This window comes from Micromonospora sp. WMMD980, from assembly GCF_029626035.1.
GTDB lineage: Bacteria > Actinomycetota > Actinomycetes > Mycobacteriales > Micromonosporaceae > Micromonospora.
In genome coordinates this window covers 235,599-258,568 of sequence record NZ_JARUBE010000003.1, presented here as the reverse complement: position 1 = coordinate 258,568, position 22,970 = coordinate 235,599, and the positions used below count along the sequence as shown (strand labels likewise).

Genomic DNA, 22,970 nt, shown 5'->3' with positions numbered 1-22,970 from the left:
GTCACGCCTCCGTGGTGGTGATGGTGAGCCGGTCGAGCAGCTCGGTGGCGTCGGCGGGCATGGTCCGTCCGGCGGCGTGCCGCTCGGCGGTGTACGCGGCGAGCATCTGCGCCAGCTCGCCGTCGGCCCGCTCGGTCAGGCCGTCCACCACGGCCAGCGGCACGCCGGCGAAGACGCACTTCAGCACCGCCTGCCGCCAGGCCGGCTGCTCCAGGTGCCGGGCGTAGGGGCCGAGCGCGGCGGCGACCAGCCGGGTGTCGTTGGTGCGGATCGCGTCGTGCAGCAGCGGCACGCACTCCGCCCCGATCGGCAGCAGCGGCAGCGCCCGCAGCACGGCCCGCTTCTCGGCGGCGTCGCCCTCCCGGTAGAGCGTCTCGGCGGCGGTGGCGTGCCCGCCGGGCAGCGCGGTCAGCAGCAGCGCCCGGGCGGCCTCGTCGACGGTCCAGCCGGGCGGGTCGGGCACCGGCCCGCGTCCGCACCGCCGGGCGGCGGGGGCGAAGTAGCGCGGGATCGCCGCGGGTTCGCTCGCGACGCGGCGCAGCGCCGCGTCCAGCCACTGCGGATCGGGTACGCCCCGCAGCGCGGCGCGCAGTCGGTCGGGTGTCATGCCGTCTCCCCTCTGCCGGTGGTGGAAGGTGGTCGGTCACCGCCCCTCGCCGCGCCGGGCGGCGACGCGCAGGAAGTCCAGCGAGCGGGCGGCGACGGTCGGGGCGGCGTGCGAGTGTCGGGGCAGCTCCACCGCCACCAGGCCGGGGTAGCCGGCGTCGGCGAGGGCGGCCAGCACCGGCGGGAAGTCGATCTCGCCAGCGCCGAACTCCAGGTGCTCGTGCACGCCCCGGCGCATGTCGTCGATCTGCACGTTGACCAGGTGGTCGGCGACCGCCGTCACGCACTCGGGCACCGGCAGCGGCTCCAGGCAGCGGCAGTGCCCGATGTCCAGGGTGATGCCGAAACCGGGCGGTTCACCGAGCGCCGCGCGCAGCCGCCGCCAGCCGGCGATGTCCTCGACCAGCATGCCCGGCTCCGGCTCGAAGCCCAGCGGCACGCCGCCCGCCCCGGCGCAGACCGTCGCGCACCCGGCGACCAGGCGCTCCCACGCCACCCGGGGCGGCACCTCGGGCGGGCGGACGCCGGCCCAGAAGGAGACCGCCTCGGCGCCCAGGTCCGCCCCGATCCGCACGGCCCGGCGGAGGAGTTCGATCCGGCGGGACGGATCGTCGTGCAGCAGCGTCGGGGCGTGCTTGTGCCACGGGTCGAGCAGGTAGCGGGCCCCGGTCTCGACCACCACGGCCAGCCCCAGCGCGCCCAGCCGGCGGCGCACGGCGTCCACCCGGCGGGCCAGCCCGGGCGCGAACGGGTCCAGGTGGTCGTGGTCCAGGGTGAGCGCGACCCCCGCGTAGCCGAGGTCGGCGAGCACCCCGAGCGCGTCGTCGAGGCGGTGGTTGGCGAAGCCGTTGGTGCCGTACCCGAATCGCAGCCGGCCCGGAGCGGGCGCGGGCCGGCGGGGCGCGGCGGCCGGCGTCACGGCGGTCATGTCGGGGAGATCAGTCGGGCCAGGCGGCGGCCGAGCGGGGCGGCGGCGGCCACCGCGAGGCCGAGCAGCCCCGCGCCGGCCCGCGCGGTCAGCGCGCCCTGCAACGCGGGCAGCCCGGTGATGCCGGCGCCGACCGCGGCGCGCACCCGGGCCGGCGACGGGTCGACGAGCACCCGAACCTGCGCCCGCCCGTAGCGCACGGCGTACCCGGCCGCGAGCACCACCGGCAGGCGAAGGAAGGGCCCCTTCTTAACGCATTCGGTAGAGGAGGGGGCCCCGCTTAACAAGGTCGGCCGGCGCGGGGCGGCGAGCGCGATCAGCGCGGTGCCGGCGAGCGTGAAGGCGGGCAGCCGACGGTCGGCCGCGCCGGTCACCTCGCGGCGGGACAGCGCGGTGACCGTCCAGGTGTGCGCCGCGACGGTCAGCGCCGTCGGCAGCGCCCGCGACAACGCCGATCCGACGCCCCCGCCCGATCCGCCGGCACCCCGACCGCAGCCCGTGCCGGACGATCCGCCGCCGGGCCAACGGCCGCCGCCGGGGGCGCATCCCCGGGCCGCCGGGGTCGTGGTTGCGCCGAGCAGCACGTCCAGCCCTCGGCACGCGGCCATCACGGCGGGACCGGCGGCGGTGTTCTTCGCGCTCAGGTCGTACCCCCAGATGGTGGCGGCCAGACCGACCGCGACGGTCGCCGCGCGCCGGCCCCCGGCGGCGGTGGCGACGGCCAGGCCGGCGGCGGTCAGGCCGCCGGCCAGGCCGAGCGCGACGGCGGGGCGGACCCGCCCGGACGGGATCGGCCGCTGCGGACGCTCGACCGCGTCGAGCCGCCGGTCGGCCCAGTCGTTGGCGGCCATCCCGGCCCAGTAGAGCAGCACCGACGCGGCGGCCAGGGCGGGGGTACGCCGGCCGAGCGCGCCGACGGCCGCCGCCCCGGCCAGCACGTCGCCGGGCACGGACAGCGCGGCGGGCGCGCGCACCAGCTCGGCCAGGTCGGCCAGCCGGGTCACCGGTCCACCCCGGCGTGCAGGCCGGCGGCGAAGTCGCGCAGCACCGCCCACTGCTCACCGAGCCCGTGGCCGGTGGCACCGAGCGGATCCTTGAAGAAGAACGCCAGCTCGGCCAGGGGCCCCCGACGGCCGGCGGCGTGCGCGGCGGCGGTGAGCCGGGCCAGGTCGAGCACCAGCGGGGCGGCCAACGCCGAGTCGCAGCCGTGCCAGGTGAACTCCATCCGCATCCCGGTGCCCAGGAAACCGGCGAAGGTGACCAGGTCCCAGGCGGTCTTGAAGTCGCCCAGCTCCTCGACGTAGTCGATCCGGGTACTGCCCTGCGGCAGGTAGCCGAGCGTCTCGGCGAGCACCCGTTGCTTGCTGCCCACCTTGGCGGCGTTGGCGGCCGGCTCGGCGAGCGTCGCGCCGTCGCCGCCGCCGAGCAGGTTCGTGCCGGACCAGGAACGCACCGCCAGGTGCCGCATCGCGAACATCGGCGCGAGCACCGACTTGAGCAGCGTCTCGCCGGTCTTGCCGTCGTGCCCGGCGTACGGCAGCCCGCGCGCGTCGGCCAGCGCGGCCAGCGCCGGCAGTCGGGCGCCGGTGGACGGGGTGAAGTCGACGTACGGGCAGCCGGCGGTGAACGCCGCGTACGCGTACCGGGAGCTGGCCGGCAGCACGTCGGCGGGGCCGGTCAGCGCGGCCCGCAGCGCGGCCAGGTCGTGGTGGGCCGGGTGCGGTTCGGCCGCCGGCTCGGTGGCGGCGACGTTGACCACCACCACCCGGTCCAGGTCGTGCCGTCGGCGGAACGCGGTCAGGTCGTCGACCACGGCGGCGATCCGGTCCGCCGGAGTGCCCTCGGTCGGCGCGGGCCGTAGCGCCGCCTCGACACCGGCCAGCTCCGGCGCGACGGCGTCGACCAGCCGGCCGGGCAGCACCCCGGCGGCGGCGAGCGCCTCGGCGCGTTTGGTCAGCGGGGTGGCGGCCACGTCGTGACCGCCGAAGACGAGGTCGCCGAGGCCGGGCAGCGCCGGACCGCGCAGCTCGGGCAGCTCGGTCACGCACCCGGTCGACGGGGTGAGCCCGGCCCGCAGGGCCAGCGCCCCGACCACGCTGGTGGTGGCGACCGAGCCGCGCGCCCCCACCAGCCAGACACCCGTACGCATCGCGTTACCTCCCCAGGTCGATGCCGGCCCCGCCGGTGCGGCCGGGGAATCCCGGTCCGGCCGCACCGGAGGGCCGTGCTGGTCGTGCCGACCGGAGGATCCCGGCGGCACGCTCCCCCGACGCCGGCCTCGTCCCCGCCACGGGGCGCAACCGTGGCGGGCCCTCGCCGGCCGGCGCCGGAAGGGTGTCGGCGGCGCTCGCACGCCGCACGGTGTGGGCGGGTTGTTAAGCGGGGCCCCCTCCTCTACCGGAGGCGTTAAGCGGGGCCCCCTCCTTCTCCACCTCGACCCACGCGGCGGCGGCGGCGGACCGCGCCACCGCGTCCAGCACCAACTGCACCTGCAACGCGTCGGCGAACGACGGCCTCGGGTCGGCGCCGGTGGCGACCGCCTCGACGAAGTCGCGCATCTGGTGGGTGAAGGAGTGCTCGTAGCCGATGATGTGGCCCGGCGGCCACCACGCGTCCAGGTAGGGGTGCTCCGGCTCGGTCACCAGGATCCGGTTGAAGCCCTGCTCGGCGGCGGGTCGGGTGGCGTCCAGGAACTCCAGTTCGTTGAGGCGTTCCAGGTCGAACACGACGCTGCCACGCGAGCCGTTGATCTCGACGCGCAGGGCGTTCTTGCGGCCGGTCGCGAACCGGGTCGCCTCGTAGGTGGCGAGCCCGCCGCCGTCGAGCCGGGCCACGAAGACCGCCGCGTCGTCCACGGTGACCTCGCCCGTGCCCCGGCCGTTGCCGCCGGCCTGCGCGGCCAGGCCGCTCGACCCGGCCGGCAACGGCCGCTGCTTCACGAACGTCTCGGTGAGCGCGCTGACGCCGGTGATCGACTGCCCGGTGACGTGCTGGGTGAGGTCGATGATGTGCGCGCCGATGTCGCCCAGCGCGCCGGAGCCCGCCCGGTCCTTCTGCAACCGCCAGACCAGCGGGAACTGCGGGTCGACGATCCAGTCCTGGAGGTAGACCGCCCGGACGTGCCGGATCTCGCCGAGCCGCCCGTCGGCGACGAGTTGCCGCATCAGGGCCACCGCCGGCACCCGCCGGTAGTTGAAGCCGCACATCGCACGGACCCCGGACTCCCGGGCCCGCGCGGCGGCGGCGGTCATCTCCCGCGCCTCCGCGACGGTGTTGGCCAGCGGCTTCTCGCACAGCACGTGCTTGCCCGCGGCCAACGCGGCGAGGGCGATCTCGCGGTGGCTGTCCCCCGGCGTGCAGATGTCGACCACGTCGATCTCGTCGGACTCGACGAGCCGGCGCCAGTCGGTGGTGTGCCCGTCCCAGCCGAGCCGGTCGGCGGCCTCGGCCACCTTCGGCTCGTCCCGGCCGCAGACGAGCGACATCCGCACCTTCGCCGGCAGGTCGAACACCCGGTTCACGGTGCGCCACGCCTGTGAGTGCGCGGCGCCCATGAACGCGTAGCCGACCATGCCGACCCGCAGGATGCTGTCGTGACTGGACAAGCTGGGTCTCCCCCCGTGTGTCAGAACCCGAGCTTCAGGTAGTCGCCCGAGTTCTGCTTGGTGATCGTCTCGGAGGAGAGCACGATCTCCTTCGGCACCTGGAGTTCCACCAGATCGGACATGCCCTTGCCCTGCCCGATCAGCCGGGCCAGGGAGATGGCCGAGGAGGCCATCGACGGGCTGTAGGTGACGGTGGCCTTGAGCACCGTGTTGTCGGCCGCGATGTCCTCCATGGCCTTCTTCGAGCCGGCGCCGCCGACCATGAAGAACTCCTTGCGGTTGGCCTGGTTGACCGCGGCCAGCACGCCGATGCCCTGGTCGTCGTCGTGGTTCCAGACCGCGTCGATCTTCGGCAGGGCCTGGAACAGCCCGGTGGCGGCCTGCTGGCCGGAGTCCACGGTGAACTCGGCGGGCCGCCGGTTGGCCACCTTCAGCCCGTACGAGGCGAGCGTGTCGGCGAAGCCCTTGGAACGTTCCTGGGTCAGCTCCAGCGACTCGATGCCGGGGATCTCGCCGATCACCGCGTTGCTCACGCCCTTGGCCTTGAGCTGCTCGGCGATGTAGGTGGCGGCGGCCACCCCCATGCCGTAGTTGTCGCCCTTGATCTGGAGCCGGTAGGCGCGCGCGTCCGGGAACGCCCGGTCCAGGTTGACCACCGGGATGCCGGCCTTCATCGCCTCCAGGCCGAACGCGTTGAGTTCCTTGCCGTCGTGCGGCAGCAGCACGATCACGTCCGGCTTCTGCGAGATCAGCGTGGACAGCGCCGCCCGCTGGGCCGCCGCGTCCGCGCCGGCCTCCACCGACTTGAGCTCCACGTCGCCGTACGCCCCGGCCTGCGCCTTGGCGTTGTTGGTGATGGCGGCGATCCACCCGTGGTCGGCGGCCGGGGCGGAGAAGCCGATGGTCACCTTCTTGCCCGGCTCGGTGTTGGCGTTGTTCGCGGCGGCCTTGGTCTGCGCCTCGGTCGGGGACTGCTCGTTGCTCGTGCAGCCGGCGAGCAGCACCCCGGCGGAGACTGCGGCCCCGCCGAGGAGCAACCGGCGGCGTGACAGGTCACTTGTCATGACGACCTCCTGGGATGAGGTGGTGGGGGTGGTTTCGGGTGTGGTGGGCCGGGCCGGCGTCGGATCGACGGCGGCCTGGTGGCGCGGTGGGATCAGCCGGTGGTGGCCCGGTTTCGGGCGAGGAACTGGGTCAGACTGCGGAACTGCACCTGCTGGACCAGGACGGCGGCGACGATGATGCCGCCCTTGACCATGTTCTGGGCCTCGGCGGAGAGGTTGTTGATGGCGAACAGGTTGGTGATCGTGGAGAAGATGATCACGCCGAGCAGGGAGCCGACGATGGTGCCCCGCCCGCCGCTGAGCAGCGTGCCGCCGATGATCGCGGCGGCGATCGCGTCCAGTTCGTAGAGGTTGGCCATCGCCGCCTGGGCGGAGGTGGCCTGCGCGGTCAGCATCACCGCGGCGATGCCGCAGCAGAGGCCGGACAGCGCGTAGAGCAGCACGGTGTGCCGGCGGACGTTGATGCCGGCGAGCCGGGCGGCCTCCGGGTTGCCGCCGACCGCCACCGTGCGACGGCCGAAGGTGGTGCGGTTGAGCAGCACCCAACCGGCCGCGACCACCGCGACCAGGATGTAGACCAGCAGCGGGATGCCGAGCACGTTGGTGGTGGCGATGCCGTTGATGAACGAGCTGGTGGAAACCTGGGTCTGCTTGTCGGAGATCTCGGCGGCCAGCCCCCGGGCGGCGACCAGCATGGCCAGGGTGGCGATGAACGGCACCAGTCGCCCGTACGAGACGAGCAGCCCGTTGACCACGCCGACGGCCAGCCCGACGGTGAGCGCGCTGAAGATCATGCCGCCGGCGCCGTAGCTCTGGGTGGCGACCGTGGTGCACCAGACGCCGGCCAGCGCCACGATCGCGCCGACCGACAGGTCGATGCCGCCGCCGATGATCACGAAGGTCATGCCGACGGTGACCACGCCGACCACCGAGGCGAGCTTGAGGATGGTGAGCGTGTTGCCCCACACCCAGTTCGGGTCGCCGTAGAGGTCGGGACGGGTCAGGACGCCGATGACCACCAGCACCACGAGCGTGGCCAGCAGGCCGAGGTTGCGCTTGGCGCCCTCCCCGCCGTCGCCGCGCCACCAGGAGAGCCGGGCCGCCGGGCCGGCCGTGGCGGTCTCCGCCCGGTCCACCGGCGGCGACTGCGCGGGCAGTGCGGTATCGGTATCACTCATGCCGGTGCGCCTTCCATGAGGGACCCCGCCATGACGAGGTCGAGCACGGTGTTCTCGTCGAGTTCGCCGGCCGGGGCCTCCCGGACCACCCGGCCCTCCCGCATCACCAGCACCCGGTCGGCCAGGCCGAGCACCTCGGGCACCTCGCTGGAGACCAGCAGCACCCCGACGCCCCGGGCGGCCAGGTCGCGGATCACCTGGTAGAGCTCGGCCCGGGCGCCCACGTCCACGCCCCGGGTCGGCTCGTCGAGCAGCAGCAGCCGGGTGCCCCCGAGCAGCCACCGGCCGACCACCACCTTCTGCTGGTTGCCGCCGGAGAGGGTGCGCACCGGCCGGCGCACGTCGCGCGGCCGCAGCTCCAGCGACGCGGCGACCCGGTCCGCCTCGGTGAGTTCCCGCCCGGCGTCGGTGAAGCCGAGGCGGGCGTACCGGCCGAAGGTGGCGAGCGTGACGTTGCGGTAGATCGGCTCGCCGAGCAGCAACGCCTGGCTCTTGCGCTCCTCCGGCGCCATGCCCATGCCGGCCCGCACTGCCGCGCCCACGCTGCCGGGGCGCAGCGCCTTCCCGTCCAGCCGGACCGTCCCGGCGTGCGCCCGGCGGGCCCCGAAGATCGTCTCCAGCAGCTCCGAGCGGCCGGAGCCGACCAGCCCGGCGATGCCGACGATCTCGCCGGCCCGCACGCCGAGCGACACGTCGGCGAACTCGCCGTGCCGGGTCAGCCCGTCCACCCGCAGCAGCTCCGCGCCGGCGCCGTCGTCGGCCGGGCGCCGCGGGAAGACGTACTCGATGGTCCGCCCGGTCATCCGGGCGACCAGGTCGCGGGTCGGGGTGTCGCGCGCCGGCAGGCTCGCCGCCGTGGTCCGGCCGTCCTTGAGTACGGTGACCCGGTCGCCGATCTCACGGATCTCCTCCATCCGGTGCGAGATGTAGATGACCGCGATGCCCTGCGCGGTGAGTTCCCGGATGATCCGGAACAGGTTGCCCACCTCGTCGTGGGCCAGCACCGCGCTCGGCTCGTCCATGATGATCAGTCGGGCCTCGTGGGACAGCGCCCGGGCCATGCTGACGATCTGCTTCCCGGCCGCCGGCAGGTGCCGCACCAGCCGCCCGGGCGGGATCTCCGGGTGGCCGAGCCGGGCCAGGATCTGCCGGGTACGCCGGGCCATCAGCCCGCGCCGGACGAAGCCGAGCCGGCGCGGCTCGTGGCCGAGGAGCGCGTTCTCCGCCACCGACAGGTCGTCGACCAGGTCGAGTTCCTGGTAGATGGTGGCGATGCCGGCGCGCATGGCGGCCTGCGGGTCGGCGAACGCGGCCGGCTCGCCCCGCCACACCACCTCGCCGGAATCCGGCCGGTGCACCCCGGCGAGCACCTTGATCAGGGTGGACTTGCCGGCACCGTTCTGCCCGAGCAGGCAGTGCACCTCGCCGGCCCGCACCTCAAGCTGCACGCCGTCCAGCGCGCGTACGCCGGGGAACGTCTTCACCACGTCGGTGAGGCGCAGCACCACCTCGCCCGCGACGGCGGGCGTTTCCTTCCCGGTCACCTCCACCCCCTTCATGCTGTGCCGACCGGGCATGCCCTCACGGCCCTCGCTGCGCTCGGTGCGTTCGGTCATGCGGCTTCCCCGAACGCGACGTCGCTGGCCAGCACCGCCGCGCCGGCGACGCCGGCGCGTGGGCCCAGCTCGGAGAGGACGACCGGCAGGTTGCCGGTGGCCAGCGGCAGCGAGCGGCGGTAGACCACGCTGCGGATCTCGGCGAGCAGGATGTGGCCGAGCTGGGCCAGGCCGCCGCCGATCACGATCATCGACGGGTTGGTGAAGCTGACCAGCCCGGCCAGGACGCTGCCGACCCGCCGGCCGCCGTCGCGGATGAGTTGGATGCAGGTGACGTCCCCCTCGATCGCGCCCTGCGCCACGTCCAGCGCGGTGACCGCGCCCCGGGCGGCGAGCCGCTCGACCAGGGCCGGCGACACCTCGGCGCGCGCGGCGGCGGTCGCCTCCCGGGCCAGCGCCGCGCCGCTGAACACCGCCTCCAGGCAACCGACGTTGCCGCAGGAGCACATCGGACCGTTCGGGTCGACCTGGATGTGGCCGATGTCGCCGGCGCAGCCGTCGGTGCCCCGGTAGACCTCGCCGTGCAGGTAGATGCCGCAGCCGATGCCGGTGCCGATCTTGATGAACAGGAAGTCGTCGACCGAGTGGGCGACGCCGCCGTGCCGCTCGCCGATCGCCATGATGTTGACGTCGTTGTCGACCACGGCCGGGCAGCCGTGCTCGCGGGTCAGCAGCTCGCGGACCGGGAAGCGGTCCCACCCCGGCATGATCGGCGGGGAGACCGGCACCCCGTCACGGAAGCTCACCGGGCCGGGGACGCCGATGCCGACCGCGTCGAGCCGCTCGTACGCGCCGTCGACCTTGGCCTTGTGCAGCAGGTCGTTGACCCGTTGCAGGGTCACCTTGGGGCCGGAGCGGATGTCGGCCGGTTCGGTGTAGGCGGTCACCGGCTCCAGGCGGCCGTCGACCACCTCGACGTCTATCGAGCTGGCGCCCAGGTCCACCGAGGCGAAGCGCAGGTGCGGGCTCAACTCGACCAGGGTGGAGCGGCGCCCGCCTCGGGAGGCGGCCAGCCCGGCCTCGGCCACGTAGCCGAGCGCGACCAGGCGCTCCAGCTCGGCGAGCAGCCGGGGACGGGGCATCTGGAGCCGGTCACCCAGCTCGGCGCGGGAGACCGCGCCCTCGTCCCGGAGCAGCCGCAGGAGCCGCACGTGCAGGGGGTCGACCGTCCGCACCGGCAGTCACCTCCGCATCGAAGTCGTTCACATCGACGCAATGGCGATGTGTCGTGTCCGACACAGTAGGAGCCTTCCGGGTCACGTGTCCATAGCTTCGGCACATCTGATGGAAACTTTTGTCCATACGAACAAAAGCAGGTCCCGGATCATGAAAACGCGCCGCCCTGCCCGGGTTTCCGGACGGGGCGGCGCGGGTCGGGTCAGCGAGGGCTGGGTACGTTGCGCTTCTTGCGCAGCTTGCGGTCGTCGCGCAGCTCGACGTAGGGCTCCTTGTCCTCGGGGAGCCCGGCGGCGATCGCCCGACTGCGCTCCAACTCAGCGTCGAACTCCGCGCCGAGCAGGATGGCGATGTTGCTCAGCCAGAGCCAGACCAGGAAAATGATCACGCCGGCCACCGCGCCGTAGGTCTTGTTGTAGGACCCGAAGTTGCTGACGTAGAGCGCGAACAGGCCGGACACCACCAGCCAGAGCACCACCGCGAGCACGCCGCCCGGGCTGACCCAGCGGAAGCCGCCGTGCTTGGCGTTGGGCGAGGCCCAGTAGAGAATCGCGAACATCAGGCTGACGATCACCAGCAGCACCGGCCACTTGGCGATGTTCCACACCGTGACCGCCGTCGAGCCGAGCCCGATCGCGTTGCCGGCCTGCTCGGCCAGCCCGCCGGTGAACACCACGATCACGGCGCTGATCAGCAGCAGCACGCCGATCACCGCGGTCACGCCGAGCCGGATCGGCAGCGTCTTCCAGATCGGCCGCCCCTCCGGCACGTCGTAGATGCTGTTCGAGGCGCGCATGAACGCGGCGATATAGCCGGACGCCGACCAGAACGCGGCGACCAGACCGATCACCGCAGCGATGCTCGCCAACCCCCCGGCGTCGCTGGCCTGGGTGATCGCGCTCTCGATGATCTTCTGGATGTTGTCCTCGGGCACCACCTGGTTGACCGTGTCCCGCACCCCGTTGGTGGCCCGCTCGCCGAGCAGCCCGAGCAGGGAGATCAGCACCAGGACACCCGGGAAGATGGAGAGCACCCCGTAGTAGGTGAGCGCGGCGGCCCAGTCGGTCAGGCTGTCGTCCTGGAACTCCCGGACGGTCCGCTTCAGCGTGGCCACCCAGCCCGGACCCGGCAGCTCGGTCGGGCTGTCCGGCCCGTCGTCCGGCCCCACCGGCTCGGTGCGGTCGTGCTCGTCCCGGACGGGAGACTCGTCGCCGGCCATCGCACCTCCCTCGTCGTCGTGTCGTCACTGCAAGACTTGCCCCGAGGCCGGGCCGGGTAACCCCGCTAGGGGTAAAGCAACCTGGCCATCCGCCGGGACGCCAGCGCCAGCATCACGCCGGTGAGCGCCACCAGGTAGGCCACATCAAGCAGCCAGGACCAGCCGGACCCGCCTACGCAGACGCCCCGGATCAGGTGCACCGAGCGGTAGAGCGGGGTCAGCTCGACGAGCCAGCGCAGCACCGCCGGGTAGGCCTCGGCGGGCACGAAGGTGCCGGAGAAGAGGAAGAGCGTGAACTGGGCCGAGCCCATCAGGTCGAAATCCTGCCAGCTCCGCAGCAGCGTGGCGACGGTCATGCCGAGCGCGCCGAACGCGAACCCGACGAGCACCGCCGCCGGGAACGCGACGAGCGCCCGGGCCGCGGTGGTCAGGCCCAGCGTCACCATGATCAGCAGGAACGCGGCGGAGTAGAGCGACCCACGGGCCATCGCCCAGCCCAACTCGCCCAGCGCGATCTCGAACGGCCGTACCGGGGTCGCGATCACCCCGTCGTACAGCTTCATGTATTTCATCTTGCCGAAGAAGTTGAACGTGGTCTCGGACAGCGCGCCGCTCATCGCCGACGAGGCGAGCATGGCCGGGGCGACGAACGCCGCGTAGGACACCACCCGGCCGCCGGGCAGCGTCAGGTCGCCGACCAGCGCGCCGACCCCGATGCCGATCGACAGCAGGTAGAGCACCGGCTCCACGAAGCCGGAGACCAGCACCAGCCAGTAGGCGCTGCGCAGCGCGGTGAGGTTGCGTTCGGCCACCGCCGCCGAGCGCCGCGCCCCGGTGACGCCGGCCAGCCGGGGCAGGAGGAGAGCGACCACGACACCCCTTCCCTAGACGACGAGTTGACGACGGAACGCCCGTAACGCCAGCCACCAGCCGACGCCGGCCCAGGCGACCAGGTAGAGCACGTGACCGGTGACCGACCATCGCGGCTCGACGCCCAGGGTGGCGGCCCGGCACAGATCGACGCCGTGCCAGAGCGGGGCCGCCCAGGCGACCGGACGCAGCCCGGCCGGCATCGACTCGACCGGGAAGAACACCCCGGAGAAGAGCGTCATCGGGATCACCGCGAACCGGAACAGCAGGGCGAGGTAGCTGTCGCTGGGCACCCGCGCGCTGAACGCGAAGACCGGCGCGGCGACCGCCAGGCCGAGCAGCAGGGCGATCGGCGCCACCGCCACCGCCCAGGGCGACCGCAGCGCCCCGAACGCGGCGGTCACCAGCAGGAACGCCACCGCGCTGGTGACCACCCGGAACAGCACGAAGGCCAGGTGACCGGCCACGATGTCGTCGGTGCGCAGCGGCGCGGCCACCTGGGCGTGGTAGGTGCGGATCCACTTGAAGTTGCTGTGCACCGGCCAGGTCGACTCGGCGACGGCGACCTGGAAGGCGGTCGAGGCGATCAGGCCGGGCACCAGCCACCACAGGTAGCGCACGCCGTCGACGCCCTGGTCGACATAGGCCCCGACGCCGAAGCCGAACCCGACCACGGTCAGCACCGGCAGCAGGAACGACGAGAAGACGCCCGCCCGCCAGGTGCGGCGGTAGCCGACCAGGTAGTGCGCCAGCACCGCCGTCGCCGGCACCCGCGCCACGGCCCGAACGGTCGTCACCCGCACCACCCCCGTCGACAGTCCTACTCCCCGGGTACGACAGGCGCGAGCGTGATCCGCGCCGGCCCGCCGAGGTGGCGGGCCGCTTCCTCGGCCGAGCGGCTCCGGTCAGCGCGGGGCGACCCCGGTGACGAACGCGCGCCAGGCGTCGGGATTGAAGGCCAGCACCGGGCCGGCCGGGTCCTTGGAGTCGCGCACGGCGACCACTCCGGGCAGGTCGCCCGCCACCTCCACGCAGGCTCCACCCTGGGCGTTGCTGCGGCTGCTCTTGCGCCAGCGGGCATTGCTCATGTCCATGTCTCCGCCACCTCCGTCATGAGTTCCAGCGACTGCTGGTGCGACAGTGCCTCACCGCGGATCGACTCCCACACCTCGACCATCTGCCGCACGTGGTCGGCGCGGTCGATCACCTGCGCGTGGAGCTGGCCCTCCTGGTAGACCACGTCCTCGCCGTGCGGCGGCGTGGCGATCACGAACGGGCCGCTGACGCCAGGGTAGGCACCGACGGCGAGCGGCACAACGTGGATCCGCACCCGGGGCAGCGACGTGCCGGTCTTCACCAGGTGACGCACCTGCTCGCGCATGACCTCCGGCCCGCCCACGCGCCGGCGCAGCACGTGCTCGTCGACGACGAACGTGAGCAGCGGGGGCCGCTCCCGGGTCAGCACCGGTTGGCGGTCCAGCCGGGTCGCCACCTGCTGCTCCACCTCGTCCGGCGCGAACAGCCGGCCGCCGCGGAGCAGCGCGCGGGCGTAGCCCTCGGTCTGGAGCAGGCCCGGCACGCAGATCGGCTCGAACCAGCGCAGCGCGGTGGCCTCCGCCTCGATGCCGGGCCAGTCACGGAACCACGGCACCATGGTCTCCCGGCCGATCCGCCGCTGGATGCGCTCGAAGCGCCCGTCGGCGCCGAACACCGCGTCGCAACGGCGGGCGAAGTCCAGGCTCGGGCGGCGCTCGCAGGTCTCCACCTTGGCCACCAGCGCGCCCGAGTAGGTCAGCGCCTCGGCCAGCGCGGTCTGTGACATGCCGCCGGCGGCGCGGGCCAGCCGCAGCTCCTCCGCGAAGTGCTCCAGCATGGACGACATCTCCACGGACAGCCTCCGTACGTCCTCGGTACACCCGTGCGCCGGTCGCCGGACGCGCTGCTCGTCGCCGCGCCGGACCTCCCACCGTAGTCGCGCCGTGACCAGACTGTCACGCAGCGGAACCGCTCCCGGGATCGGACGGCGGGCGGAACCAGGCCGGGGGCGTCGGCGCACCACGAGGTCCGCCGACGCCCCCATCCCAGCCAGCACGGAGGCTCACCCATGGCGACGCTCCCCCGGCGAACCCCGAGCGAGGAGGGCACGCGCTGATGCCCCGGTATCGCCCCCACGTCGCGGCACGCCCGTCCTGGCGCTGCCGGGTCTGCGGCGCCGCGTGGCCGTGCTCGCCCGCCCGGCTGGCGCTGCTCGGTGAGTTTCGCGAGGACCGGACCGCGTTGCTGATCCATCTCGGGACGCTCCTGTGCGAGGCCACCGCCGACCTGACCGCCGGACGGCCGGACACCGCGCCCCAGCACCTGGCCGAACGCTTCGTCCTCTGGGCCCGGCGCCGCTGAACGGCCGGCGCGTGCCTCAGTCGACCAGGGTGCGGCCGGTCAGGTGCAGGAAGACGTCCTCCAGGCTGCCCCGCCGGACCAGCACGCCGGCCGGGTCCAGGCCGCGCCGGGACACCTCGGCCACGGCGGCGTCGCCGTCGGACACGTAGAGCAGGATGCGGTCGGGCAGCACCTCGACCCGCTCGCCCAGCCCGTCGAGCTTGCCGGCGAACGTCTCCTGGGAGTCGCCGGCGAACCGCAGCTCGACCACCTCGCGGGTGGCGTGCCGCTCGATCAGCGCCCGGGGCGAGCCCTCGGCTACGATCCGGCCGCCGTCCATCACCACCAGGCGGTCGCAGAGCTGCTCCGCCTCGTCCATGTAGTGGGTGGTGAGGACCAGCGTGACGCCCTGCCGCTTGAGCCGGAACAGCCGTTCCCAGACCAGGTGCCGGGCCTGCGGGTCGAGGCCGGTGGTGGGCTCGTCGAGCAGCACGATCTCCGGCTCGTTGACCAGCGCGCGGGCGATGGTGAGCCGCCGCTTCATGCCGCCGGACAGCGGGTCGACCTTGCTGTCCGCCCGCTCGGTCAGCTGGACGAAGTCGAGCAGCTCGGCGGCGCGCTCGCGGGCCACCCGACGCGGGATGCCGAAGTAGCGCGCGTAGGTCGTCAGGTTCTCCCGGACGGTCAACTCCGGGTCGAGGCTGTCGAGCTGCGGGCACACGCCGAGCCGGGCCCGCACGGCCGGGCCGTCGCGCACCGGGTCGAGACCGAGGATGCGCAGCTCGCCGCCGGACGGTGGGGAGATGCAGCCGATCATGCGCATGGTGGAGGACTTGCCCGCGCCGTTGGGACCGAGAAAACCGAACGCCTCCCCGCGTCGCACCTGCACGTCGATGCCGTCGACGGCGGTGAAGTCGCCGAACCGCTTCACCAGCCCCCGGGCCTGGATGAGTGGTTGCCCGATGGTCACCCGCCGACCCTAGCCGCAGCGTCCGACACCCCTCCGGGCCTGCACGGTGCGTGATTGCCACTACGTTCCGTGACCGACTCGTTCCATCGTTAGAAGCGGGCCTACTTCGCCATAGTGGAGCGATGGACGAAGAACGGTTCGCCTTTGTGGCCGGAAAATTGCGAAATTGATTAGAGAAAACGTGTGCGGTGAGTGAGCGAGGCTCATTCCGTCACTCATGGCAATCACGATAGGCAATGTTCCCAACGCGTCCACCATTCGCGTATCGTGCCCCCTCGTGCCACCCGTTCGCCCCTCCGACGCCACTCCCCCGTCACCCCGCACGCCCACCGGCGGATCCGACGGGTCCGAAGTGGACTCCGACGCGGTGCCGCTCCCGCCGGACGAGGGCGACGTCACCGACCCGGCGTGGGCGGACGACGGACCCGGCGAGACGCACCACCACATGCGGGACCCGGCACACCCCGACACCCGCGAACTCGCCGCGCGTTTCGAGGAGGAGAAACCGGGCCGGGTGCTCTCCGGGCCGGTCGGGATGCTATTCACCGGAATCACCGTCGCGGTCGCGCTGCTCGCGCTCCGGCAGGTGTTCTTCCCGTTGTCACAGGGCAGCAAGTACTACCTCGTCCTCTTCCTCGCCGGCGTGCTGCCGACGGTCTTCCTGGCGTACCCCTCGGGGGTGCGGCGGCGCTCGGAGCGGGCCGGGCCGACGGTGCTCGACTGGGTGCTGGCCGCCGCCGCGCTCGTCGTCTGCCTCTACCCGGTGCTGCCGTTCGCGCTCGGCGCGGGCGGCGGCGGCTACGACGCGTTCCTCGACCGGCAGGGCCTGCTCGACCCGCTGGACGTCGCGTTCGGCACCGGGCTGCTCCTCCTGCTGCTGGAGGCGTGCCGGCGCGCCACCGGCTGGATCCTGCCCGCCGTCTGCCTGCTCTTCCTCGGCTACGGCTACTACGGCGGGCTGCTCCCGCAGTCGTGGCCGGTGGCGCACGCCGGCCTCGACTTCGGGCAGCTCGTCGACGCGTTCTACAACTCCGACAGCGGCTTCTACGGCACCCCGCTCGACGTGGCCGCCACCTACATCGTGCTGTTCACCATCTACGGCGCGGTGCTCGACCTCTCCGGCGCCGGCCGGTTCTTCGTGGAGCTCTCCGCCGCCGCGTTCCGCCGCTCCCGCACCGCCGCCGGCCGCACCGCCGTCGCCTCCGGCTTCCTGCTCGGCACGGTCTCCGGTTCCGGCGCCGCCACCACGGTCAGCATCGGCGCGGTGACCTGGCCCATCCTGCGCCGTGCCGGCTACCCGGCCGAGCGGGCCGGTGGCATGCTCGCCGCCGCCGGGGTCGGCGCGATCCTCTCCCCGCCGACGCTCGGCGCCGCGGCCTTCATCATCGCCGAGTACCTGGGCGTGTCCTACCTTCAGGTGCTCGGCTGGGCCACCGTGCCGACCGTCCTCTACTACCTGGGCATCCTGCTCTCCGTCGAGATCGACGCCCGGCGCTCGGGCGTACGCCCGGTGGTGGTCGACACCGGCTCGGCCTGGCGGCTGCTGGCCCGCTTCGGCTACCACTTCCTCTCGCTCGTGGTGATCGTGGTGGTGCTGGCGCTGGGCGCCTCGGCGATGCGGGCGGTGGTGACCGCCACCGTGCTCGCCGCCGCGCTGTCCTTCCTGGACCGGCGGCACCGGCTCACCCCGGCCCGCCTGGTGGCGGCGCTGCGCGACGGGGTACGCGGAGTGCTCGCGGTCAGCGTGGTGTGCGCCGCGGCCGGCATCATCACCGCCACCACCACCAAGACCGGCCTCGGCCCGCAGGCGGCGGCGCTGCTGGTGAGCGGCGCGCAGGCGGTCAGCTCGGAACCGGCCGTGGTGCTGGCGCTCACCGCCGTCCTCGCCGCCGTCGCGCTCAGCCTGCTCGGCCTCGCGGTGCCGGTCACCGCGTCGTTCGTGATCGGCTGGGTGATCATCGGGCCGGCGCTGCTGCACCTGGGCGTCGCCGCCCCCGCCGCGGCCATGTTCGTCTTCTACTTCGCGGTGCTGTCCGAGGTGTCCCCGCCGACCGCGCTGGCCGCGGTCGCCGCCGCGGCGGTCACCGGCGGCCGGCTGGTGCCGACCATGTGGCAGACCCTGCGGTACGCGCTGCCGGCGTACCTCATCCCGCTCGCCTTCGTGATGACGCCGACCGGCCTCGGCCTGCTCGGCATCGGCGGGCCCGGGCGGATCGCGCTGGCCGGGCTGCTCTCCGCGCTCGGCGTCGCCGTGCTGGCCGTGGCGGCCGGCGGCTGGCTGCCCGGCGTCGGGCCGGCCGGCGTGCCGGAGCGACTGCTCGGCGCCGTCGCCGGGCTGGTGCTGCTCTGGCTGGAACCGATGCCCGTGGCGATCGGCGTGGCACTGGCCGCGCTGGCTGTCGCGGGCGTGTACGTCCGACGCGGCGCCGGGCGCCCGTCGGTGGTGGAGTCCGTCAACCCTGGGGAGGACAGAGAGTGAGAAGGATCGACACGCGAATAGCCGCCGGCGTCGGGGCGTTGGCCCTGGTCGCCGCCGGCGCCGGCGGATGCGGGGGCCGGCAGGACGGCGCCGCTACCGACGACGCCGCCCGGGACATCACCTGCAAGGTCACCAAGGACACCCGGGTCGGCATCGCCACCGGCAACGCGACGGGCGTCTACTACGTGGTCGGCAACGCGCTCGCCGGTGAGCTGAGCAAGGCCACCGACGGCAAGCTCACCGGGACGGCCGCCGAGACCGGCGCCTCCGTGCAGAACGTCGAGCAGCTCGTCGCCGGCCAGTACGACGTGGCGTTCTCGCTGTTCGACACCGCGGTCAACGCGGTCCAGGGCAAGGGCAGCTTCGGCTCGCCGCAGCCGGTCAAGGCGCTGGCCCGGATCTACGACAACTACACCCAGGTGGTGGTGCGGGCCGACTCGGGGATCACCTCGGTCGCCGGCATGAAGGGCAAGAAGATCTCCACCGGCTCCCCCAAGTCCGGCACCGAGGTCATCGCCAACCGGCTGCTCACCGCCGCCGGGCTGGACCCGGCCACTGACATCCAGGCGCAGCGGCTCGACCTCACCAAGACCGTCGACGGCATGAAGGACGGCAGCATCGACGGGTTCTTCTGGTCCGGCGGCCTCCCGACCGGCGGGGTCACCGACCTGTTCACCACCGCCGGAGGCAAGGTGACGTTCCTCGACCTCGGCGGGCTGCTGCCGAAGATGGCCGAGCTGAACCCGGCGTACCAGGCCGGCACCATCGGCAGGGACGTCTACCGCACGCCGGCCGACGTGCCCACCATCGTGGTGCCCAACGTGCTGCTGGTGCGCGACAACCTCGACGCGGACGTGGCCTGCGCGATCACCCGGACCGTCTTCGACCGCAAGGACGCGCTGGCCCAGGCGAACCCGGCCGCCAAGGGCATCGAGCTGGGCAACGCCCGCAAGACCGATCCGGTGCCGCTGCACCGGGGCGCGGACCGGGCGCTCACCGACCTCGGCGCGAGCTGACCCGACCGGCCGGGCCCGGACCTCCCCGTCCGGGCCCGGCCCACCGACACCCGACCCGGAGAGCCCCGTGCCGCTGCCCCACCCCACCCGCGTACGCCGGCACCACCGTTCCGCGGACCGCGCCGGGCAACTCCGGTCGGTCCGGGTGCAGTTGCTCGCGCCGATCCTGGTGGCCACCGCCGGCCTGGTGGTGCTCGGCGCGGCACAGGCCGGCGCCGCGCTGGACGCGTCCGCGGACGCCGACCGGGCGCGGGTGCTGGCCGGCACCGCCACCGCGACCGTGCGGCTGGTGCACGAGCTGGAACGCGAACTCGGCGAGACGGCGGCGTTGCGCCAGCGCGGCGGCAACGCCGGCCGGCCGCTCGTCGACGCCCAGCGGGCCCGGGTGGACGCGGCTGTCGACAGGTACCGCTCGGCCGGCGGCGACGCCCGCCGTGCCGCGCCGGACCTGGCCCGGGTGCTCGACGACGCGAACGGCCACCTCGACCAGCTCGCCCCGGCCCGCGCGCTCGCGGTGGCCGGGGAGCGCGGCGACCCGGCGTACGGATCCCTGGTCGAGTCGCTGCTCGCGGTCGCGGACGCGCTGCCCAGCCAGCTCCGCGACGCGGGCCTGGCCAACGAGGCTCGCGAGGTCGCCGCGGTGGCCGCCCAGGAGCACCTGTCCGCGCTGGAACGCGACCTGCTGCGCGCGGTCTTCGTCCGGGGCGCGCTGGAGCGCGGCGAACTGGCCCGGCTGGGCCGGCTCCGGGGCGCCCGGGAGCAGCGCCAGGCCGAGTTCCTCCGGATCGCCTCCGCCTCCGCCATCGACGCCTGGTACCGGGTGGTCGACGGCACCGACGTGACGACGGCCCGGCGGATGCGCGACGGGGTGCTCGACACCGACGGCGGCCCGGAGTCGCTGCGCACCGACGGCGACGCCTGGTACGTGGCGCAGAGCGGCACCATCCGCCGGTACAACCTGCTGGGCCGGGAACTCTCCGACGACCTGGACCGCGACGCCGCCGAGCTGGCCGGCTCGGCCCGGCTGCGCGCGCTGGCGACCGCCGGGGCGACGAGCGCCGTGGCGCTCGGCTCGCTGGTGACCGCCGTGCTGCTGGCGGTCCGCACCAGCCGCCGGTTGCGCCGGCTGCGGGTCGCGGCGCTCACCATGGCGAACCGGGAGCTGCCGGAACGGATCACCGCGATCGCGTCGGGCGAGGGCGGGCCGGTGGCGGGCCCGGCGACCCGGATGACCGACGGGATCCGCCGCGGCCAGGACGAGGTGGCGCAGGTGGCCGAGGCGTTCGACACGGTCAACCGGGCGGCGCTGCGGCTGGCCGGCCAGCAGGCCGAGCTGCGGCTGGACGTCACCCGGATGGCCGAGGCGCTGGCCCGGCGCATCCGGACGCTGATCACCCGGCAGCTCCGGCTGCTCGACGACTTCGAACGCGAGGAGACCGACCCGGACGCGTTGGCCCGGCTGTTCGCGCTCGACCACCTCGCCGCCCGGCTGCGCCGCAACGGCGAGAACCTGCTGGTCCTCGCCGGTGGTGAGCCCGGCCGGGGACACGAGGGCGCGCTGGTGCTCGACGACGTGGCCCGGGCGGCGGCCTCGGAGATCGAGGACTACCCCCGGGTGGAGATCGACGTGCCGGACGCCGCGGTGCACGGCGCGGCGGCCGGCAATCTGGTGCACCTGCTGGCCGAGCTGCTGGAGAACGCCACCGTCTACTCGCCGCCGGACTCCCGGGTGCTGGTGGACGGGCGGCGGACCGTCGACGGGCTGGTGCTGCGCGTGCACGACCAGGGCATCGGCATCAGCGACAGCCGGCTGGCCGAGATCAACCAACGGCTCGCCGCGCCGGCCACGCTCTCCAGCGCCGCGGCCGGGAGCATGGGCCTGCACGTGGTGGCCCACCTGGCCGCCCGGCACGGCATCCGGGTGCAGCTGCACCACGCCGGCGGTGGGACGGTGGCGCAGGTGGAGGTGCCCGAGTCGGCGTTGACCCGGGTCGAGTCGGTGACCCGCCGGCCCGTTGCCGACCGCCGGTCGCCGCACGCGCCGACCGCGCCATGGTTCAAGCCCGGCGCCGCGCCGGGGGCGCCGCCGGGCCCGGCCGGCCCGCACGGCCTGCTCACCGCCGCGCCGGTGACCGGCCGGCCGCCCGGCGCGCGCGGCGCGCGCGGCGTCGCGGCGGTACGCCCACCCGGTAACGCCCTGCTGGCGCCGAGCGTGGCGCGCATCCGCCCGACGAGCGCGCCCCCGGCGCCGGTGGCGACCACCGGCGCGGGGCTGCCGCGCCGCACCCGGGGCGGGCACCTGCCCGCGCCGATGCCCGACACCACCACGCCGCCGCCGGCGGCGGACCTGCTCGACCCCGAGGTGGTACGCGCCCGCCTGTCCGCCCTCGCCGAGGGCGTGGCCAGCGCGACCCGCCGTGCCCCGAACCCCATCACACCCACCGGGAGAACGTCATGACCACACCCGTCACCGCCGGACTCGACTGGCTGCTGGCGAACTTCGCCGAGCAGGTCCCGGACGTCTCGCACGCGCTCGCGGTCTCCGAGGACGGGCTCCGGCTGGCCTCCTCCCCCGATCTCTCCGCCGACCAGGTCGACCAGCTCGCCGCGGTGATCAGCGGGCTCGCCAGCCTCACCGTGGGCGCGGCCCGGCTGATGTCGGCCGGCCGGGTGCGCCAGCAGATCGTGGACATGGACGGCGGGGTGATGCTGGTGATGGCGGTCGGCGAGCGGGCGTTGCTCGGCGTGCTCGCCGCGCCCGGCTGCGACCTGGGCCAGATCGGCTTCGAGACGGCGACGCTGGTGCAGCGGGTGGCGGAGGCGCTGGAGCCGGCGGTCCGGCAGTGACCGGCCGCCCGCTGCGACTGGTGGCCGCGGTGCTGTCGGCCGCGCTGCTGGTCACCGGCTGCGGCGGCGGGGACACCGATGCGCCGGCATGGCACGGCGGGCGGATCTTCCTGGCCACCGGCAACACCACAGGCGTCTACTACCAGCTCGGCGGCGGGTACGCCGACCTGATCAGCCGGCACCTGCCCGGGTACGAGGCGCGGGCGGAGCCGACCGGCGCGTCGGTGGAGAACATCACCCGGGTGGCGAGCAGCGACATGGAGATCGCGTTCAGCCTGGCCGACACCGCCGCCGACGCGGCCAACGGGCGGGGGGTCTTCGACAGGCAGCCCCAGCCGGTGCGGGCGCTGGCCCGCGTCTACAGCAACTACACCCACGTCATCGTCCGGGCCGACGGCAAGATCGGCAGCTTCGCCGACCTGCGCGGCAAGCGGGTCTCCACCGGTTCGCCGCGCTCCGGCACGGACATCATCGCCGGGCGGCTGCTCACCGCCGGCGGCATCGACCCGAACCGGGGCATCCAACGGTTCAACCTGTCGCTTCCGGAGACCGTCAAACGGATGCGGGCGAACACCCTGGACGCCATGTTCTTCTCCGGCGGGCTGCCCACCCCCGGCATCAAGGACCTGCTCTCGGCGGCGCCCGGGAAGTTCCGGCTGCTGCCGCTGACCGAGTTGATCGAGCCGCTCGGTGCGCGCTACGGCCCGGTCTACACCACCGCCCTGCTGCCCAAGGAGACGTACGGCACGCCCGCGCCCACGCCGACCATCACGGTGGCCAACGTGATCCTGGTGGCCGCGGACATGCCGGAACAGCTCGCGTACGACCTGACCCGGGTGCTGTTCACCGGGCAGGGCGAGCTGGTCAAGGTGCATCCGGAGGCGGCGAACTTCTCCCGGGCCAGCGCGTCGCTGACCGAGCCGATCCCGTTGCACCCGGGCGCGCAGCGGTTCTACCGCAGCGGCGGCTGACCACGCCGCTGGTCACGGCGAGTGACCATGGTGGACGAAGCATCACTTC

At 73.9% G+C, this 22,970-nt stretch carries 21 protein-coding genes; 6 read left to right on the top strand and 15 right to left on the bottom strand.

Annotation, left to right across the window (positions count from 1 at the left end; genetic code table 11):
- Window position 1 precedes the first annotated feature (1 nt).
- From O7618_RS01725 to O7618_RS01660, 14 genes are all read right to left on the bottom strand, one after another.
- Window positions 2-607 carry an EboA domain-containing protein gene (locus O7618_RS01725; RefSeq protein WP_278104179.1) on the bottom strand — a complete coding sequence of 202 codons (606 nt, stop codon included), beginning with the start codon at window positions 605-607 and terminating at the stop codon, window positions 2-4.
- Between the two features lie 36 nt (window positions 608-643).
- Window positions 644-1,534: a sugar phosphate isomerase/epimerase family protein gene (locus O7618_RS01720; protein WP_278104178.1), complete on the bottom strand. Its 891-nt coding sequence runs from the start codon at window positions 1,532-1,534 to the stop codon at window positions 644-646.
- Window positions 1,531-2,538, bottom strand: a complete 1,008-nt coding sequence (locus O7618_RS01715; RefSeq protein WP_278104177.1) for an SCO3242 family prenyltransferase — start codon at window positions 2,536-2,538, stop codon at window positions 1,531-1,533. The genes O7618_RS01720 and O7618_RS01715 overlap by 4 nt, the downstream gene beginning before the upstream one ends.
- Window positions 2,535-3,683, bottom strand: coding sequence for an inositol-3-phosphate synthase (locus tag O7618_RS01710; RefSeq protein ID WP_278104176.1), 1,149 nt, complete (start codon window positions 3,681-3,683; stop codon window positions 2,535-2,537). Before O7618_RS01710 ends, O7618_RS01715 begins: the two co-directional genes overlap by 4 nt.
- 226 nt (window positions 3,684-3,909) lie before the next feature.
- On the bottom strand, window positions 3,910-5,139 hold the full coding sequence (locus O7618_RS01705) for a Gfo/Idh/MocA family oxidoreductase (protein WP_278104175.1): 1,230 nt from the start codon (window positions 5,137-5,139) through the stop codon (window positions 3,910-3,912).
- A 20-nt stretch (window positions 5,140-5,159) separates the two neighbouring features.
- The gene (locus tag O7618_RS01700) at window positions 5,160-6,203 is read right to left on the bottom strand and encodes a substrate-binding domain-containing protein (RefSeq protein WP_278104174.1); all 1,044 of its coding nucleotides are present in this window, start codon (window positions 6,201-6,203) and stop codon (window positions 5,160-5,162) included.
- Window positions 6,204-6,295: 92 nt separating this feature from the next.
- The gene (locus tag O7618_RS01695; protein ID WP_278104173.1) at window positions 6,296-7,381 is read right to left on the bottom strand and encodes an ABC transporter permease; all 1,086 of its coding nucleotides are present in this window, start codon (window positions 7,379-7,381) and stop codon (window positions 6,296-6,298) included.
- Window positions 7,378-8,940, bottom strand: coding sequence for a sugar ABC transporter ATP-binding protein (locus O7618_RS01690; RefSeq protein ID WP_278109875.1), 1,563 nt, complete (start codon window positions 8,938-8,940; stop codon window positions 7,378-7,380). The genes O7618_RS01695 and O7618_RS01690 overlap by 4 nt, the downstream gene beginning before the upstream one ends.
- Before the next feature lie 53 nt (window positions 8,941-8,993).
- Complete coding sequence (locus tag O7618_RS01685; protein ID WP_278104172.1) at window positions 8,994-10,172, bottom strand: ROK family protein; 1,179 nt, start codon at window positions 10,170-10,172, stop codon at window positions 8,994-8,996.
- Window positions 10,173-10,375: 203 nt separating this feature from the next.
- The gene (locus tag O7618_RS01680; protein ID WP_278104171.1) at window positions 10,376-11,392 is read right to left on the bottom strand and encodes a YihY/virulence factor BrkB family protein; all 1,017 of its coding nucleotides are present in this window, start codon (window positions 11,390-11,392) and stop codon (window positions 10,376-10,378) included.
- Window positions 11,393-11,457: 65 nt separating this feature from the next.
- Entirely contained in the window at window positions 11,458-12,264 is an 807-nt protein-coding gene (locus tag O7618_RS01675) for an ABC transporter permease (RefSeq protein ID WP_278104170.1), read from the bottom strand.
- A gap of 12 nt (window positions 12,265-12,276) precedes the next feature.
- Window positions 12,277-13,059, bottom strand: a complete 783-nt coding sequence (locus O7618_RS01670) for an ABC transporter permease (RefSeq protein WP_278104169.1) — start codon at window positions 13,057-13,059, stop codon at window positions 12,277-12,279.
- Between the two features lie 108 nt (window positions 13,060-13,167).
- The gene (locus O7618_RS01665; RefSeq protein ID WP_278104168.1) at window positions 13,168-13,356 is read right to left on the bottom strand and encodes a DUF397 domain-containing protein; all 189 of its coding nucleotides are present in this window, start codon (window positions 13,354-13,356) and stop codon (window positions 13,168-13,170) included.
- On the bottom strand, window positions 13,347-14,144 hold the full coding sequence (locus O7618_RS01660) for a helix-turn-helix transcriptional regulator (protein ID WP_278109874.1): 798 nt from the start codon (window positions 14,142-14,144) through the stop codon (window positions 13,347-13,349). Before O7618_RS01660 ends, O7618_RS01665 begins: the two co-directional genes overlap by 10 nt.
- A gap of 269 nt (window positions 14,145-14,413) precedes the next feature.
- Between O7618_RS01660 and O7618_RS01655 the strand changes: the two genes are divergently transcribed.
- Entirely contained in the window at window positions 14,414-14,659 is a 246-nt protein-coding gene (locus tag O7618_RS01655) for a flavin reductase (protein WP_278104167.1), read from the top strand.
- A 16-nt stretch (window positions 14,660-14,675) separates the two neighbouring features.
- On the opposite strand, the gene O7618_RS01650 is transcribed toward O7618_RS01655, so the two are convergent.
- Entirely contained in the window at window positions 14,676-15,608 is a 933-nt protein-coding gene (locus tag O7618_RS01650) for an ABC transporter ATP-binding protein (RefSeq protein ID WP_278104166.1), read from the bottom strand.
- 352 nt (window positions 15,609-15,960) lie between these two features.
- On the opposite strand from O7618_RS01650, the gene O7618_RS01645 reads away from it, so the two are divergent.
- The 5 genes from O7618_RS01645 (at window position 15,961) to O7618_RS01625 (ending at window position 22,921) form a co-directional block, all read left to right on the top strand.
- Entirely contained in the window at window positions 15,961-18,087 is a 2,127-nt protein-coding gene (locus tag O7618_RS01645; protein ID WP_278104165.1) for a TRAP transporter fused permease subunit, read from the top strand.
- Complete coding sequence (locus O7618_RS01640; RefSeq protein WP_278104164.1) at window positions 18,084-19,103, top strand: TAXI family TRAP transporter solute-binding subunit; 1,020 nt, start codon at window positions 18,084-18,086, stop codon at window positions 19,101-19,103. The genes O7618_RS01645 and O7618_RS01640 overlap by 4 nt, the downstream gene beginning before the upstream one ends.
- Before the next feature lie 67 nt (window positions 19,104-19,170).
- Window positions 19,171-21,561, top strand: a complete 2,391-nt coding sequence (locus tag O7618_RS01635) for a sensor histidine kinase (RefSeq protein WP_278104163.1) — start codon at window positions 19,171-19,173, stop codon at window positions 21,559-21,561.
- The gene (locus O7618_RS01630) at window positions 21,558-21,950 is read left to right on the top strand and encodes a roadblock/LC7 domain-containing protein (RefSeq protein WP_269690432.1); all 393 of its coding nucleotides are present in this window, start codon (window positions 21,558-21,560) and stop codon (window positions 21,948-21,950) included. Before O7618_RS01635 ends, O7618_RS01630 begins: the two co-directional genes overlap by 4 nt.
- Window positions 21,947-22,921 carry a TAXI family TRAP transporter solute-binding subunit gene (locus O7618_RS01625; RefSeq protein ID WP_278104162.1) on the top strand — a complete coding sequence of 325 codons (975 nt, stop codon included), beginning with the start codon at window positions 21,947-21,949 and terminating at the stop codon, window positions 22,919-22,921. The genes O7618_RS01630 and O7618_RS01625 overlap by 4 nt, the downstream gene beginning before the upstream one ends.
- The last annotated feature ends 49 nt before the right edge of the window (window positions 22,922-22,970 follow it).